This is a genomic window from Streptomyces sp. CNZ287, assembly GCF_007827615.1.
Window position 1 is genome coordinate 163,423 of sequence record NZ_VISV01000008.1, and the last position, 15,105, is coordinate 178,527.

Annotated in this window: 11 protein-coding genes and 2 pseudogenes; 6 read left to right on the forward strand and 7 right to left on the reverse strand. The window is 72.3% G+C overall.

Translation table 11 applies throughout. From position 1 onward, the window contains the following. Window positions 1-569 precede the first annotated feature (569 nt). The 3 genes and pseudogenes from FB457_RS17030 to FB457_RS17035 form a co-directional block, all read right to left on the reverse strand. Complete coding sequence (locus FB457_RS17030; RefSeq protein ID WP_486589051.1) at window positions 570-2,345, reverse strand: serine/threonine-protein kinase; 1,776 nt, start codon at window positions 2,343-2,345, stop codon at window positions 570-572. 417 nt (window positions 2,346-2,762) lie between these two features. Beyond that, window positions 2,763-2,990: pseudogene (locus FB457_RS36200) on the reverse strand (methyltransferase, FxLD system); the annotation flags it as partial. A 228-nt stretch (window positions 2,991-3,218) separates the two neighbouring features. Then, window positions 3,219-3,959: a FadR/GntR family transcriptional regulator gene (locus FB457_RS17035; RefSeq protein ID WP_486589046.1), complete on the reverse strand. Its 741-nt coding sequence runs from the start codon at window positions 3,957-3,959 to the stop codon at window positions 3,219-3,221. A 100-nt stretch (window positions 3,960-4,059) separates the two neighbouring features. Here FB457_RS17035 and FB457_RS17040 point away from each other — a divergent pair, with 100 nt between their 5' ends. The 3 genes from FB457_RS17040 (at window position 4,060) to FB457_RS36205 (ending at window position 8,041) form a co-directional block, all read left to right on the forward strand. Continuing rightward, a complete protein-coding gene (locus FB457_RS17040; RefSeq protein WP_047017003.1) occupies window positions 4,060-5,520 on the forward strand; it encodes an Nramp family divalent metal transporter in 1,461 nt (486 codons plus the stop codon). Window positions 5,521-5,532: 12 nt separating this feature from the next. After that, a complete protein-coding gene (locus FB457_RS17045) occupies window positions 5,533-7,284 on the forward strand; it encodes an IlvD/Edd family dehydratase (RefSeq protein WP_047017004.1) in 1,752 nt (583 codons plus the stop codon). A gap of 595 nt (window positions 7,285-7,879) precedes the next feature. Further along, a complete protein-coding gene (locus tag FB457_RS36205; RefSeq protein ID WP_253911327.1) occupies window positions 7,880-8,041 on the forward strand; it encodes a BON domain-containing protein in 162 nt (53 codons plus the stop codon). A gap of 80 nt (window positions 8,042-8,121) precedes the next feature. Here the strand turns inward: FB457_RS36205 and FB457_RS36210 are convergent, their stop codons facing one another. Next, window positions 8,122-8,295 (reverse strand): hypothetical protein, encoded by a 174-nt coding sequence (locus FB457_RS36210; protein WP_253911328.1) that lies wholly within the window; start codon window positions 8,293-8,295, stop codon window positions 8,122-8,124. A 353-nt stretch (window positions 8,296-8,648) separates the two neighbouring features. Continuing rightward, window positions 8,649-8,726, reverse strand: a pseudogene (locus FB457_RS36215) (ion channel); the annotation flags it as partial. A 1,011-nt stretch (window positions 8,727-9,737) separates the two neighbouring features. Between FB457_RS36215 and FB457_RS17065 the strand changes: the two are divergent. After that, entirely contained in the window at window positions 9,738-10,841 is a 1,104-nt protein-coding gene (locus tag FB457_RS17065; RefSeq protein WP_222439504.1) for a radical SAM domain-containing protein, read from the forward strand. Between the two features lie 455 nt (window positions 10,842-11,296). Here the strand turns inward: FB457_RS17065 and FB457_RS17070 are convergent, their stop codons facing one another. Beyond that, a complete protein-coding gene (locus tag FB457_RS17070; RefSeq protein ID WP_047017007.1) occupies window positions 11,297-12,706 on the reverse strand; it encodes a dihydrolipoyl dehydrogenase family protein in 1,410 nt (469 codons plus the stop codon). Between the two features lie 204 nt (window positions 12,707-12,910). Here FB457_RS17070 and FB457_RS17075 point away from each other — a divergent pair, with 204 nt between their 5' ends. After that, complete coding sequence (locus FB457_RS17075) at window positions 12,911-13,690, forward strand: methyltransferase domain-containing protein (RefSeq protein WP_145782323.1); 780 nt, start codon at window positions 12,911-12,913, stop codon at window positions 13,688-13,690. Beyond that, a complete protein-coding gene (locus FB457_RS17080) occupies window positions 13,687-14,415 on the forward strand; it encodes a TVP38/TMEM64 family protein (protein WP_052770373.1) in 729 nt (242 codons plus the stop codon). The genes FB457_RS17075 and FB457_RS17080 overlap by 4 nt, the downstream gene beginning before the upstream one ends. Here FB457_RS17080 and FB457_RS17085 read toward each other — a convergent pair. Next, a complete protein-coding gene (locus FB457_RS17085; protein ID WP_047017009.1) occupies window positions 14,390-15,007 on the reverse strand; it encodes a CDP-alcohol phosphatidyltransferase family protein in 618 nt (205 codons plus the stop codon). The two genes, FB457_RS17080 and FB457_RS17085, sit on opposite strands and share 26 nt — an antisense overlap. Window positions 15,008-15,105 lie beyond the last annotated feature (98 nt).

Consider the following 15,105-nt stretch of genomic DNA (forward strand, 5'->3'; position numbering starts at 1 on the left):
CGTCAGCATCCGCATGCGCTCCGTTCACGCTTATGCGCGCACCGCGGGGGTCGTGCCGCAGACAGCGGCTCGACCCCGCGCTCTGAGCTTGGGACTGCTCCCCCCGAAGCCCTGGGAGCCTGCCTGCGACGCAGTCGAAGGAGTCGCGGTCGTAGCTGTCACCGTCTTCGTCGTGGACCGTGGTCTGCTGGGGGTTGAGGTAGACGTGGAAGCTGGCGCCGAAACCGGCGGTGGAGTTCATGGAGCCGGGGCCGGTGGCGCCGCCGCCGCCGTCCATCGGGCAGTACACCCGGTGCACGTCGAAATGATCTTTGGAGTGCCAGGCGCACTGACCGGGGGTGAGGGTGAGCAGGCCGAGCTTGGCGGCGTTCCAGCCGAGGTGTTCGCAGGACCATGACGTCGAGCTGGCCGGCGAGGCAGAAAACGATGCCGGTGGGGTGGCCGTGGGAGGAGCTGCCGTCCGGCCGCCGCGTCGTCGGTGAGACCAAGTCGGAGGCGGGCAGGTGCTTGAGGGCGCTCCCGGCTTTCACGGAGAGGGGTCTCCTGTTCTGGAGCCACTTCGTGCCGCGTCAGCCGGTCGTCGCGGCCTGCTCGGGCGGCTCGGCGTCGTAGTTGGCCACGCCCTCGAGGAATGTTGCGGCGGACCTCGCCCACGAGCCGTCCGCGATCATCTGTTCGATCGCCTTGTCGATGTCGTCGCGCAACTCCGTCTCGCCCTCGGGTACCCCGACCCCGTAGAAGTGCTCGGCGCTGAGTTCCAGTCCGGCCAGCCGGTAGTCACTGGAATTTCCACTCCAGGCGGCGTATCCGGCGAGGAGGGAGTCGTCGGTGGTCAGGGCATCGACCTCCTCTCTGTCCAGGGCGGTGAGGCACTCCGTGTAGGCGGCGCGCTCCGTGAGGTCCGCGCCCGGTGCCCCTCCCTCCTTCACGACCTGCGCGGAGGTGGAGCCGGTGACCGAGCACAGCTTCATGCCGTTGAGGTCCGTCACCTTCCGGACCCGTTCGTCGGCGCGCATCAGCAGGTCCTGGCGGGCGGAGAGGTAGGGGCCGGCGAAGTCGACCTCTTCTTTCGTCGCGTCGGTGATCCCATAGCCGGCGACGACGAAGTCGACCTCGCCGCGCACAAGGACGTCCCTACGTTCGGCGGCGGAGACTTCCCGCCACGTGATGTCCTCGACCTCGACGCCGAGTTCGCCGGCAACGTACCTGGCGACGTCGACCTCGAATCCGGCGTAATTTCCGTCCCGGTCGCAGTAGCTCATGGTCGACTGGTCGGGCATGATGCCGATCGTCAGACTCTTCCGCCCCGTACCGCCACCGGAGCCGGACCCGGCCGGGGAGGGGTCGGTGGCACACTCGGTCGGCGAGTCGCCCGCTGTCGCGCCGTCACCGCCCGACGGCAGCAGCCATACCGTTGCCGCCAGCGCAAGCGTTCCGACGGCCAGGGCGGCTGCGGCCATCAACGAGCCCCGGCGTCGCGGCGGCGCCGGGAGCGCCGGCGGCGCCGCCCCGGCCAGCCGCCCGTACGCCGGTAACTCCGCCAGCGCGTACGTCACGCCGCATCGCCGGACGATATCCAGCGGGTCAGGCCGCCGCGCCGGGTCCCGGGCGGCGCACTGCCGGATGAGCTCGGCCAGCCCGGCTTCCACCCCGTCGACATCGATCTCGCCGTGCACCACTCGGTAGCTCACGGCCGGCCACTCCCCGCCGCCGTACGGCGGCCGGCCGGTCGCGGCGGCGGCCATCGTCGCGCCCAGCGCGAACACATCCGCCGCCGGACCCGTCTCGCCGCCCAGCAGCACCTCGGGCGCGGTATAACCAGGGGTACCCGGCATCTGCCCCGTGCGGGTGAGCTGCGTCTGATCCGCCGCCCGGGCGATACCGAAGTCGATCAACTGCGGCCCTCCCGGGGCCAGGATGACGTTGTGCGGCTTCACGTCCCGATGCACCACCCCATGCCCGTGCACCGCCGCCAGCGCCTCCGCCAGCGCCGCGAACAACCCCGTGCACAGGGCGGGTTCGAGGGACGTACCGCGTGATGCCTCCAGCAGCGTCGGGCCCGGCACGAACTCCGTCGCCAGCCAATACGGCGGCACGTCCAGGGAAGCGCCGACGAGACGAGCGGTGTACGGGCTGCGCACCGCCCGCACCGTCGCCACCTCACGCCGGAACCGGACCAGGACATCGGCATCCTCCGCGAAATCCTCGCGGATCACCTTGATCGCCACCTGCATCCCACCCGGCGACCGTCCCAGATACACCCGCCCCATGCCGCCGCTACCCAGCCTGGCCAGCAGCCTGAACTCGCCCAGACGCTTGGGATCCTGGCTCCTCAAGTTCTCCACGCCCACCACTCTTGCAGAGCGGCGTGCACGAGGGAGAGCAGAAAGCCCGGCAGGGGCACGACGAGGATCCATCGGGCACGCAACGGGCACGCGGGGGTAAAGAGGTCTGGATAACACGGCACCCCCAGGTCGCTGACCTGGGGCTTTCTTCTGGAGCGGGAGACGGGAATCGAACCCGCGCTCCGACCTGGGGAATCCCACCGCCTCGGAGCGCTGGTATGTCTCCGGCCTGCGACGACGTGTGGGTATCGGGTGGCGATAGGGCACGCTCTGTGTCCGTTGCAGACTCGTCTTGTCCACGGTGTATGGCACGCGAGTGGCACGGAGAGGCCCAACGCCGGTCGGGCCTCGGTGTCTGGTCGGCGGAGGTCTCCACGGAGGTGGTTCTCTCGTGTGTCGTGGGGTCTGCTCCCGCGAGCCGTTCTCGCGCTGGAAGGCGACGGACCAGTCGAGTCCGCGCAGGCGCAGCGGCACCACGATCCGGCCGTTCTCGGTGAACTGGTCCACCCAGGCGGGGGCGAGATCGGCAGCCTCGACGGTGACCACGATCCGGTCGTGCGGCGCGTGCTGCGGCTCCCCTCGGCGCCATCGACCACGAGTGCGTGCCCGCGGCCGTACACGGCGGCGGGCAGGAGCAGGGGACACACCCGGCCGATCTCGTCGTACGCGTTCACCGACGGATCACCCCCCGGGGCCGTGGGGCCGCGGGCCGACGTGCTGACCAGGAAGGTTCGGCCAAGCCTCGACTGAACCTGCTCGTCATCACGGCAGGCCACGGCAGGCCGGAGCCGCCGACCCAACCGCGTGCGTCAAGGCCCAACGCGCCCTTGCTCGGTGCGGGGGTTGGAGGTCCGGGTGGGGCACACCGATGTCCTACGGCGTGCGGACTTCGCCGTCCGGCCGCGGGATGAGGTCCAGCGCCGGGGAGTGCTCGATCTCGTGCTCCGCCGAGTCGATGATGGCCAGGACTGCGGCGGCCGCCTCGGCGCCGTCGCCGCGCCCGATCGCCTCGGCGACTGCGAGGTGGCGGGGGAGGGATGCCTCCAGCGCGCCGGGGGTCTCGCTGCTGATCGCGAAACTGTGCTGGAGGGCGACGTCCAGGGCGCGGCCCAGTGAGCCGAAGAGCCGATTGCCGCTGGCGTCGAGCAGGGCGCGGTGGAAGGCGGCGTCGGCCTCGACGTAGCCGGCGTGCTCCGGGCGGCGGGCGGCTGCCGCCATCCGCTCGTGCGCGTCGAGCAGAGCGCGCACGTCTGCGGGCAGCCGCCCGGCGGCGGCCAGCCGGGCCGCGGCCGGCTCCACGGTGCGGCGCAGCTCGACGGTCTCCCGCAGCAGCCGCAGCGGCCCGTACTCCTGCTGCCAGCGCAGTACGTCCGCGTCCAGGTGGTTCCACCCCTCGGGCGGCAGCACCCTGGTGCCCGTACGCGGCCTGATGCCCAGCATCCCCTTGCCCGCAACCGACTTGACCGCCTCGCGCAGCACCCCGCGGCTCACCCCGAGCTCGGCGGCGAGCTTCTCCTCGACCGGCAGCGAGTCCCCGGGCGCGGCCTCACCCGAGACGATCCGGCGCACCAACTCGTCGACCGCCCACTCGTGCATCGTCCGATGTCTGCGCACAAATGTTCCTCCCGCCCCCTCGACGGCAATCATCGAATGATTTAACTTTTCCCGTCAACTGCCCACGCGAGAGCCGTCCGCAACGAAGAGAGAGCTCGGCATGACGCATGCTGACGACCATGTGACCCCACCGCGCAGCAGCCCGTTCCCCCTGCGGACCCAGAACCTCCCGGCCCCCGAGGTCCGCGAGCTCCCCGCCCCGCCGAAGAGGGTGTGGCCGATCATCGGCCCCGGCGTGGTGGCGGCCGGAGTCGGACTCTCCTCCGGGGAGTTCATCCTCTGGCCTTACATCGCCTCGCAGGCCGGCCTGGTGTTCCTCTGGGGCGCCGTGGTCGGCGTGCTGACCCAGTGGTTCATCAACATGGAGGTCGAGCGGTACACGCTGGCCACCGGCGAGACCGCCGTCTCCGGCTTCAACCGCTACTGGAAGCACTGGGGCGCGGTGATGGTGGTCTTCACTTACGCCGCCAACCTCTGGCCCGGCTGGGCGACCAGCTCCGCGACCATGCTCAGCTACGTCTTCGGCGGCGACCCGGCGATCATCGGCATATGCCTGCTGGCCGCGATCGGGGCGATGCTGACCCTGGCTCCGGTGGTCTACAACGCCCTGGAGAAGCTGCTCTTCTTCAAGCTGGCCGTCGTCGCCGTCTTCTTCGTCCTGGCCGTCGTGCTCGCCGTGGAGGCATCCAGCTGGGGCGACCTGCCCGACGGCGTCACGCACATCGGCCAGTTCCCCACCGAGCTGGGCGTCGCGGTGCTCATGGGCGCCATCGCCTACGCCGGGGCCGGCGGCGGACAGAACCTCTGCCAGTCGAACTGGATCCGCGACAAGGGCTTTGGCATGGGCCGCTACGTGCCGCGCCTGGTCAGCCCGATCACCGGCAAGGAGGAGGCGGCCTCAACCACCGAGGCACCCGCGGGCTACGTCTTCGACCCGGCCGACCACGAGAACATGTCCCGCTGGCAGCGCTGGTGGCGGCTGGCCAACCTTGAGCAGGGCATGACGTTCGTGCTGGTCACCATCGTGACCATCACGTTGACCTCGCTGCTCTCGCACTCCACGGTCTTCGGCGTGGAAGGGCTGGCCAACGACGTCAGCTTCGTGGAGGCCGAGGGCGAGGAGCTGAAGTCCGCCGTCGGCGGCTGGTTCGGCACGACGTTCTGGCTGATCGGCGCCTTCTCGCTGTTCACCGCGGCGACCGGCATCGTGGACTACACCTCGCGGATGGCCGCCGACATCCTCAAGTCGACCTACCTGCGCCAGCACCCGGTCTCCGAGAGCAGGCTGTACTTCTGGCTGGTGTGGGGCGTCGTCGCCGTTGGCGCGCTGATCCTGCTCATAGGCTTCGACCAGCCGCTGGTGCTGCTCGTCATCTCCGCCTGCGTCTCCGGCCTGATGATGTTCGTGTACTCCATCCTGCTGCTCGTCCTCAACCGCAAGTCCCTGCCCCCGCCCCTGAAGATCCGCAACTACCGGGTTGCGGCGCTGATCTGGGCGGTGCTCCTCTACGGCACGCTCGCCGCCCTCACCATCCGCCAGCAGTACATCGACAACTTCTGAGGAGCAATCCACGTGACTGACGCCAGCGTCGGCAGCAAAGCCCGGTCCGACCGCCGCAGCCAGGCATGGTTCGGCGCGGCGGGCCGTGGCGGCATGATCTACCGTTCCTGGATGCGCAACCAGGGCTTCGGCCACGAGGTCTTCGACGGCCGCCCGGTGATCGGCATAGCCGTCAGCGCCTCCGAGCTGGCGCCGTGCAACGCCCATCTGGACCGCGTCGCGGAGGCCGTCAAACGCGGCGTCTGGCAGGCCGGCGGCCTCCCGCTCGCCTTCCCGACCATGGCCACCGGCGAGACCCTGATGCGCCCCACCGCCATGCTCTTCCGCAACCTGATGGCGATGGAGGTCGAGGAGCTCATCCGGGCCAACCCGCTCGACGGGGTGGTGCTGCTGAGCGGCTGCGACAAGACCACGCCCGCGATGCTGATGGGCGCTGCCAGCGTCGACCTGCCGGCGGTGATGGTCACCGGCGGTCCGATGCTCAACGGCAAGTACCGGGGCCGGGACGTCGGCTCGGGCACCGCGGTCTGGCAGTTCGAGGAGGAGCTCAAGACCGGCCGGATGACCCAAGAGGAGTGCTTCTTCGCCGAGGGCTGCATGGCCCGCTCCAACGGCCACTGCATGACGATGGGCACCGCCTCCACCATGGCCTGCATGGCCGAGTCGCTGGGCATGCAGCTGCCCGGCTCGGCCACCTGGCCCGCGGTCGACGCCCGCCGGTTCGAGATCGCGCAGAGCGCCGGTAAGCGCATCGTAGAGATGGTCGATGAGGACCTGCGGCCCTCGAAGGTCATGACCCGGGAGGCGTTCGAGAACGCCATCCGCACCAACGCGGCTATCGGCGGCTCCACCAACGCCATCATCCACCTGGCCGCGATCGCCGGCCGCCTGGGCGTCGAGCTGAGCGTCGACGACTTCGACCGGCTCACGCGCGAGGTCCCGACCCTGGTGAACCTACAGCCCTCGGGTGCGTACCTGATGGAGGACTTCTGCTACGCGGGCGGGCTGCCGGCCGTCCACCGCGAGCTGGTCACCGGCGGCCTGCTGCACGCCCAGCAGATCACCGTGACCGGCCGGTCCATCGCCGCGAACACCGAGGGCGCCGAGCGCGTCGGCGACGACGTGATCACCCCCCTGGCCACGCCCTTCCTGGACGCCGGCACCGGCACCGCCGTCCTGCGCGGCAACCTCGCCCCGAACGGCGCGGTGCTCAAGCAGTCTGCGGCCACCCCCGAGCTGCTCCAGCACCGGGGCCGGGCGCTGGTCTTCGACTCGCCCGAGGCGTACCACGAGGTCTGCGACGACCCGGAGCTGGACGTCACCGCCGACGACATCCTTGTTATCCGCGGCGCCGGCCCCAGGGGCTACCCCGGCATGCCCGAGGTCTCCAACGTGCCGCTGCCGACCAAGCTGCTCAAGGCCGGTGTCACGGACATGGTCCGCATCTGCGACGGCCGGATGAGCGGCACCGGCTACGGCACCGTGGTGCTCCACGTCGCCCCGGAGGCCGCCGTCGGCGGCCCGCTGGCACTGGTCCGCACCGGCGACGAGATCGAACTCGACGTCGCCGGGCGCCGGCTGAGCCTGGAGGTCTCCGACGAGGAGCTGGCCGAGCGGCGCGCGGCCTGGACGGCACCGGAGCCCAGGCACACCTCCGGCTACGCCTGGCTCTACACCGAGTTCGTCACCCAGGCCGACGAAGGCGCCGACCTCACCTTCCTGCGCGGCTCCCGCGGCCACGCCATACCGCGCGACTCACACTGAGCCGCACCGAACCAAAGAAGCGGACCGTGATCGTCGAAACAGAGCCCGCGTCAGGTATGTGCTTCATTGCGTGTCCGAGGAGAGACTCCGTTGCAGGCCACCTCGACCGGTGGTGGGTGTGGTCGGGAGGCCGGTGCGTCGGGCAGGCGGGCCTGGGTGCTGAGTTGCTGCTGCACGCGGGCGGCGTCGGCCTTCAGGCGGGCCACTTGGCGCACGGGCCGGCCCGGTACTCCTCCACGGGGCGCACGTCGAGGACGGCGACGTCCCCGGCGGCGATCCGAACCCGCAGTTCCTCGCGGCTGAGCTCGGCGCCATCGACAGCATGGCGATCTCATCGTCTCCGACTCCGTCTGTCGCGCAGAGCCTGGAGATCACATCGGCGCCGGGCTGGTGGCGCTTGCGGGCCACCAGTTCCTGTCCGTAGGTGAAGAGGTCCGCCACCCCCTGCTCCGAGCGTGCCCTGTCGAGTACGTCGGCGGCGGCCTGTGTCCACGTGCGGACCCGGGTGCGCTCGTCCTCCGCTCCGATCACGACATCGCCGAGGAGGTCCGTCGGCACGTCATCGAACCGCCGTTCCCCCTCGGGCGGGTCCACTGTGGACATCGAGGCCGACAACGGCGTCGTGACCCTCACCGGCCGGTTCCGGAACACCACCCTCGTGCCGCTCGCCGCACGGATGGCACGCGGAGTCGAAGGCGTCGTGGACGCCGCGTTCCGCCTTCAGCGACCGGACGACGCGCCCGGGGCGGCGGCGTGAGGGGACCGGTCGGGTTCGCTGCCTCCGCCGCGGTCCTCCTCTCCGGCCCGACGTGGCGGTCCTCGACGTCCGGCTCCCCTTCAGAGACGCCGCTCCTCGCGGCCTGAGGAGGATGCGTCCACCCGCCTGGCCCCCTTGTGGCCGCCGTGATCGCAGGCGTACGTCGCGAAGACGCCGGCTGTGGCCGCCCCGGTGTGCAAGAAGCGCTCGTCCAGGATGGCGGCCAGGTCGTCCAGTGCCCTGCGCAGCACCACGGCGGCGAGCCGGACATCGGGATGGCGGGCACTTGCCGCCAGTTCTGCGAGGTCGACGGCGTGACCGATCTGCCGGGGCAGCGAGATGTTCTCGTCGCCGTCGTAGAAGTAGTACGACTCGGCGTACTGGAGGAAGTCGACCGTGATGACCGAGAGGGCCGAGGCCAGGCCGTCCAGCAGGGCGGCGCCCCCCTCGAGTCGAGTTCCCCGGAGATCACGCCGCCGCGCACGTGGGAAAGGCGCAGCGCGAGCGTGCGGCGGCGGGCCAGAGCGGGGTAGATGCCGAGGATCCAGGCCACGGTCGCCGACAGCAGTGCGAAGCCGACAAGCGCCTCCAGCGGGCCGACCACGCGCAGCCAGCCCCCGGCGGGTGCGATGTCTCCGAGGCCGAGGGTGGAGAGCGTGACCAGGGAGACGTACAGCGCATCCACCGGGCCCGTGTGCCTGGCCGGGACGGGGCCGGAGGAGTACGAGAAGTTCTCCGGCATGTGGGGCCAGTAGATCAGGGCCCATCCCACGGCCACGGTCAGCGCCCACACGGCGACGACGCAGACCATGCCCAGAGGACCGGCGACCCCAGCCGCGCGGCGGCGGGTGCTCAGGCACGAGGAAAGGCGCCACGTCCCCGTCATCACCAGTCTGCTCAGGCCGCCGTGGCGGGTCGGGTGCCAGATCGTGTGAAACATGTCCCGGACGATGGCCATCACGAGGACGGCGCCGAGGAACGTCACGAACCACGTCATGTCCTGGCCCTTCCCGGCCGGGGCGGCAGCCTCCCACGAGCCGGGGCAGTCTCAGCCTCTGGGAGCGGTCGCGCGTCCCGATGGGTGAGCGCGGTCAACCTGTAGCCGCCCACACGGCGGTCCGCTGCCGGCCGTGCGGCCACCTGCGCACAGACTGTGCGATCACCTGGAGAGCGAGCCGGCGGCGATGTCTCGCGAGCCACAGCCGCGCGGGAGCGTCCGGACGGGCATCGGTATGGCGTGTCCACGGAACCCGGCGAGCGGATGCGCGAATTCCGTCTCCGTAGGAAGGGATCACCCGCCTCGGCGGGTTTCCGCGGCATGCCGCCGGTGGAAGCCATCCGGCGGGGAAGCCGTGGGAAGGTGCGGAATGAGGCTGTTGGCGAGGTTGCGGGCCGTGGAGCGGCTGACGCGTCCGTACGATCCGGAGTTCACCGCGGCGCTTGAGCGCCGCTGGACGGAGCTGCCGGTCGGGGCGCGGACGCCCGGTCAGGTGATGGGACGGCACGCAGTGGGCTGCGAGGGCACCCACGGCGTGTTTCCCAAGTGCAACCTCAAGTGCACGCCCTGCTACCACTCCAGGGACGCCAACGCGGTGCGCGTGGACGGCCGCACACCCTCGAGAACGTCGGCGCCCAGCTGCGACTGCTGCGCGAGCGGCGCGGGCCACGGGCACACGCCCAGCTCATCGGCGGGGAGGTGAGCCTGCTGGCCCCGGACGATCATGCCGCAGCCCTGGAGCTGATGCGCGCCCACGGCCGGGAGCCCATGAGCTTCACCCACGGCGACGTCGACTACGCCTACCTGCGTGCGCTCGCCGTGGGCCCGGACGGGCGGCGCCGCTTCTCCCGGCTGTCGTTCGCCGCGCACTTCGACAAGTTCATGTACGGCCGGCGCGGCATCGAACGGCCCGCGAGCGAGCGGGCACTGAACCCGTACCGGCGGCGGTTCGCCGCGAAGTTCGTGAAACTCCGCCGCGAGCTGGGGGTCCGGTACTTCATCGCACACAACATGACCGTCACGCCCGGCAACCTGGACGAAGTCGCCGACGTCATCCGCGACTGCGGCCGCATGGGCTACGGGATGTTCTCCTTCCAGCCCGCCGCCCACCTCGGCGACGAACGGAGGTGGAAGGAGCCGTACAGGACCGCGACGCCGGACGCGGTGTGGGCGGAGATCGAGCGCGGCGCCGGCGCCCGACTGGACTACCGGCTCTTCGAGCACGGCGACGTGCGCTGCAACCGGGTCGCCTACGGCTTCTACGTCGGTGACCGCTGGCACCCGGTGCTCGACGGCGCCGACCCGCGCGACCTGACCGTGCGGGAGGTCTTCTTCCGCCACCTGGGCAGGGTGAACTTCACCGGCACCCCGCCGCCGGTGCTGGCCGCGCGGCTGGCCCGTATCGCCGTTCGGCACCCGGGGGTGGTTGCCACGGGCCTGGGCTGGCTGGTGCGCACGGTGCGGCGGGCCGGGCCGCTCCGGCTGCTGCGCGCCGGGCTTCGGGTGCGGCCGGTGACGTTTGTGATGCACACGTTCATGGACGCCGCCGACGTCTCGCCTGCCTGGGAGATGACGCGGCGGGGTGAGACCGCGGAGGACCCGCGGCTGCGCGCCACCCAGGATCGGCTCGCGGCCTGCCACTACGCCATGGCCCACCCCGAGAACGGCACCCTGGTCCCGGCCTGCGTGCAGCACGCGGTGCTCGACCCGGCGGAGAACGCCGCCCTGCGCAAGCTGCTGCCCCTCGCCGAAGTCCGCACCGGCGACGCCCCGGGGGGAAGTCGGTCGTGCGGATCGGAGTGATCCCCGGATCCGGATGCTACGAGCGGCCGCGCCTCGCCTGGGAGTACTGCGCCGTCGCCTCCTCCCCGCGGGCCGACCCGCGCACCCTCGACGCCGCCACCAGCCCCGACATGCACCTCGCCCCCGACGGCACCCCGCTGGAGCGGGGGTAGGCAACTGGTGACCGAGCGGTTCTTCAGCGCCCGCCAGGACGACGGCAGCCTGCCCCGCCCCGTCAACTGCGCCGGTCGGCGGAGATGTCGGAGAAGCAGAGTTCGCCCCCTTCGAGATGCACGGTGACAAGTCCACCCACTACGGCCTCTTCCCGTGCGCCCCGGCTGACCGGCCGGTCTCCGCCTCGGCGGGCACGGGGTCCGGCTGCTGCTGATCACGGGCGGGCGGCAACTCGGCCCACGGCCCGGCAGCGTGCGCATGCGGCGGAGCGGGGCTCCACGAGGTGTCGTACCCCGCCCCGCTCACGGCCGCAGCTTCCTGCGCAGGGCGAGTGCCGCTCCTGTGATCCGGCCGGCCCGGGCCAGGCGGTCGTAGACGTCAGCGAGGGCGGCGTGCCAGGGGCCGTCGGCGTACGTGGGGTAGGGGTGGACCGTCCTGGCGTACTGCGGTGCCGTCCAGCCGAGCCGGACGGCCGCGGCCAGGTGAGCGATGGTCTCGCCGGCGCGTGGCGCGACGACCGTGGCGCCGATGATGCGCGCGCGCGGGCCGAGCACGAGGGTGGTGAAGCCGTCGGTGCGGCCCTCGGCGACGGCGCGGTCGACCCGGTCGTGGGGCAGGGTGTGCACGCGTACGGTATCGCCGTGCTCGGCTCGGGCTTCTGCCGCGGTGCGGCCGACGCGGGCCACCTCGGGGTCGGTGAAGGTCACCCGGGGCACCGCGCCGTAGTCGATCCTGCGGCGCACGCCGAGCAGGGCTTCCGCAGCGGCGGCGCCGCCCTGCACACCGCCGAGGTGGGTGAAGGCGGAGCGGCCGGTGACGTCGCCGGCCGCGTAGATGCGCGGGTTGGCCGTCCGCAGCCGGTCGTTCACGCGGACGTCGCCGCGGTCGGTGAGCTGTACGCCCGCCTCCGCGAGGCCGAGGCCGGCAGTGTCGGCGCGGCGGCCGGTGACCGCGAGCAGGGTGTCGTAGGCCAGCGGGCCGCCCGGGCCGTGCATCGCACTGCCGGTGACCCGCTCGGCGCGGTAACCGGCCAGGACGGTGACGCCGTCCGCTTCCAGGGCGCGGCGCACTGCCTGGGAGGCGTCCGGTTCCTCGCGCGGGAGTAGCCGCTCCATCGCCTCCACCAGCGTCACCTGAGCCCCCAGGCGGGCGAAAGCCTGACCGAGTTCGCAGCCGATGGGTCCGCCGCCCAGCACCACGAGCCGCTCGGGCAGCCGGTCGAGGTCCCATAGGGAATCGCTGGTCAGGGGATCGGCCTCGGCCAGGCCCGGAACCGGCACCAGCGTGGGTGAGGAGCCGGTGGCGATGACCGCGTAGCGGAAGGAGATCTCGCGTTCGGCCACGGTGAGGGTGCGGGGGCCGGAGAAGGCTGCCCGGCCGTAGGCCGTCTCCACGCCGAGCGGGCGAAGCGACTCCGCCGAGTCGTGCGGCTCGATCGCCGCGATGGCACCCTTCACGTGGCGCATGGCCGAGGCAAGGTCGACGGGACCTGAAGCGGCGGCGAGGCCGTAGGCGCCGGCGCGACGGGCGGCCGCGGTCTCGGCTGCCACGTGCAGCAGTGCCTTGCTGGGCACGCATCCCGTCCACAGGCAGTCCCCGCCCAGCCGGCCGCTCTCGACCAGCAGGGTGCGGGCGCCAAGTCGGCCGGCGGTACGGGCCGCGGTGAGTCCGGCGCTTCCGCCGCCGATGACGACCATGTCGTATGGGCTCATGGTGCAGTATTGCTTCTCTGGCTGTGCGGGCGCCGGCACAGCGCGGGGACGGAGCCCGGCTTGCCGGGGAACCCTCCGGGACTCCTTCGGGCTACCCGGCGAGTCACGTCGGATCCGGCGGAATGCGGCGGCGCCCAGGCGAATTCCTCGCCGGAGCGGTGCGGGACGGGCGCGACGGTCGACGGCAGTGCAGAGGAGCGGTGGGTGGACACAGAAGAGTGGCAGCGCTACGTCACCGCCTACCACGACGCCCGCCCCGGAATCACCGAGCGGATCTTCGCACTGGCCGAGGCGTCCCCGTACGCCTGGCTGGCCGAACCGCTGCACGCCGGCCCGGGCCCGGTGCTGGACCTGGCCTGTGGCTCAGCGCCTACGCGCGAACTGCTCCCGGGCACCGGCTGGATCGGCGTCGACAGTTCGCGCGGTGAACTCGGCGAGGCGGCACGCCGGGGCCGTGCGCCGCTGGTGCGGGCGAACGCGGATGCCCTGCCGGTGCGCACGGGGAGCATCGGCGTGGTGTGCGCGGCGATGTGCCTGCCGGTGGTGACCCCCCTGCCGCAGGTGCTCGGCGAGGTGCGGCGGGTGCTGCGCCCGGGCGGGCGGCTCGCGGCGCTTGTGCCCGCGTCCTCGGGCCTCTCGGTGGCCGGTGCGGCCGGCTGGGTCCGGGTCATGGGCGCGCTGCGAGCGGTGCACCAGCCGTGGCCCAACCCGGACGCCCGCGACGGCCTGGCCGGTCTGCTGCGCCGCGCAGGCTTCGCCGTACGCTCCGACGAACGGCACGTCTTCACGCTCGCCATCGAGACACCCCGGGCAGCCGCCTTGCTGGCCGACGCGCTCTACCTGCCGGATCTGACCGCGCGGCGGGCACAGTTCGCCAAGCGGTCGCTCGCCCGCTGGGCGCGCCCCGGCCGCCGGCTACAACTGCCGCTGCGCCGCGTCGTGGCCGAGCACCCGGCGCCGTACCCCGGTCGGGAAGGCGTATGAGCACCGACGCCGACCGGACTCTGCCCGAGTCGTCGGCGACGCCCGGCCGCGGCTCCTCGCGCGGCGCCCTGGTCAAGCTGCTCGTTCTGGTCACGCTCCTCGCCGGGACGGCCTGCTGGGTCGTCCTGGGCGGGGCCGGGTTGCTGGGCGACATACGCCGCTGGGTGGACGGGCTGGGCGTGTGGGGACCGCTGGTCTTCGTCCTCTGCTACGCCCTGGCCGTGACCGCGCTGCTGCCCGGGTCCGTGCTGACGGCGTCCGCGGGGGCACTGTTCGGCCTGACGGTGGGCGTGGTGGTCGTCATGGCGGGGGCCATCGCGGGCGCCGTGCTCTCTTTCGGACTCGCCCGCTGGCTGGGCCGGCCGGCCGTCGCCCGGTACACCGGCGCGGGGAGGCTGGCCCGGCTGGACGTCCACCTCTCCCGCCGCGGCTTCGTCGCCGTGCTGCTGCTGCGCCTGGTGGCGCTCTTCCCCTTCGCCGCCGTCAACTACGGCGCGGGGGTCGCCGGGGTGCGGTTCGGGCCGTACGTGGCGGCCACCGCGCTGGGCATCCTGCCGGCCACGTTCGTCTACACGGGCCTCGGCGGGGCGCTGGGCGACCCGGGCTCCCCGCTGCTGTGGCTCGCGCCGGCGGGGCTGCTGGTGCTGAGCGCCGGCGGCTGGTGGGCGACGAAGCTGCTGCGCGCCCGTACCGGAGACGTCAGCGAAGCAGCCGATAGCCGGTGACGACGCGGTGGGCGGCGGTGACGGCCACGACCGCCGCCCACACCCACGCGAGGGCATGGGCGTGGGCGGGCAGCAGACACCACAGGGTGTGGACCGCGATGGTCTCGCCGCCCTCGGCCAGACCGCCGAGGAAGTTCAGCGAGCGACCGCGGGAGAGCCGGTCGTCCGTCCGCCGGCGTCCGGTGCGCTCGGCGAGGGAGGAGTAGGCGAGGAAGGCCGTGCCGTTGACGTAGTAGGCGAGCAGCACCAGCAGGAACGGCAGCGCGCTGCCGCCCGCCCCGACCGCGACGCCGACCACGAACGCCCCGTAGCAGAGGAAGTCGGCCGCGATGTCGAGGAATCCGCCCGCCCCGCCGGCGGCGGTGCCCCGGCGCCGGGCGAGCGGGCCGTCCAGACCGTCAGTCAGCCGGGAGGCCAGCCACAGCACGGCGGCCGTCGTCCACCAGCCGCTCGCCGCCGCCCCGGCGCCCGCCAGGCCCAGAACGGCGCCGAGTGCGGTGAGCCGGTTCGGCGTGACGGCCGGGCGGTCCAGGCGGGCGGCGAACCTGCCCATCGGGCCGGCCAGCATCGCCCGCGCCCGCGCGTCCAGCATCAGGTGTCCCTTCCGTACTCCCGGGCCCCGCTGCCACCGCCACAGAGGGACGTTCCCGGACCTGCCGTCGTGCTCCATCTCAGCACGGCCGGGTGCGG

Bases quoted from the DNA above. Each gene is read 5' to 3' on its own strand.
- FB457_RS17070 (WP_047017007.1), bottom strand. From the start codon at position 12,706: ATGAGCCCATACGACATGGTCGTCATCGGCGGCGGAAGCGCCGGACTC.
- FB457_RS17040 (WP_047017003.1), top strand. From the start codon at position 4,060: ATGACGCATGCTGACGACCATGTGACCCCACCGCGCAGCAGCCCGTTC.
- FB457_RS17085 (WP_047017009.1), bottom strand. From the start codon at position 15,007: ATGCTGGACGCGCGGGCGCGGGCGATGCTGGCCGGCCCGATGGGCAGG.
- FB457_RS17080 (WP_052770373.1), top strand. From the start codon at position 13,687: ATGAGCACCGACGCCGACCGGACTCTGCCCGAGTCGTCGGCGACGCCC.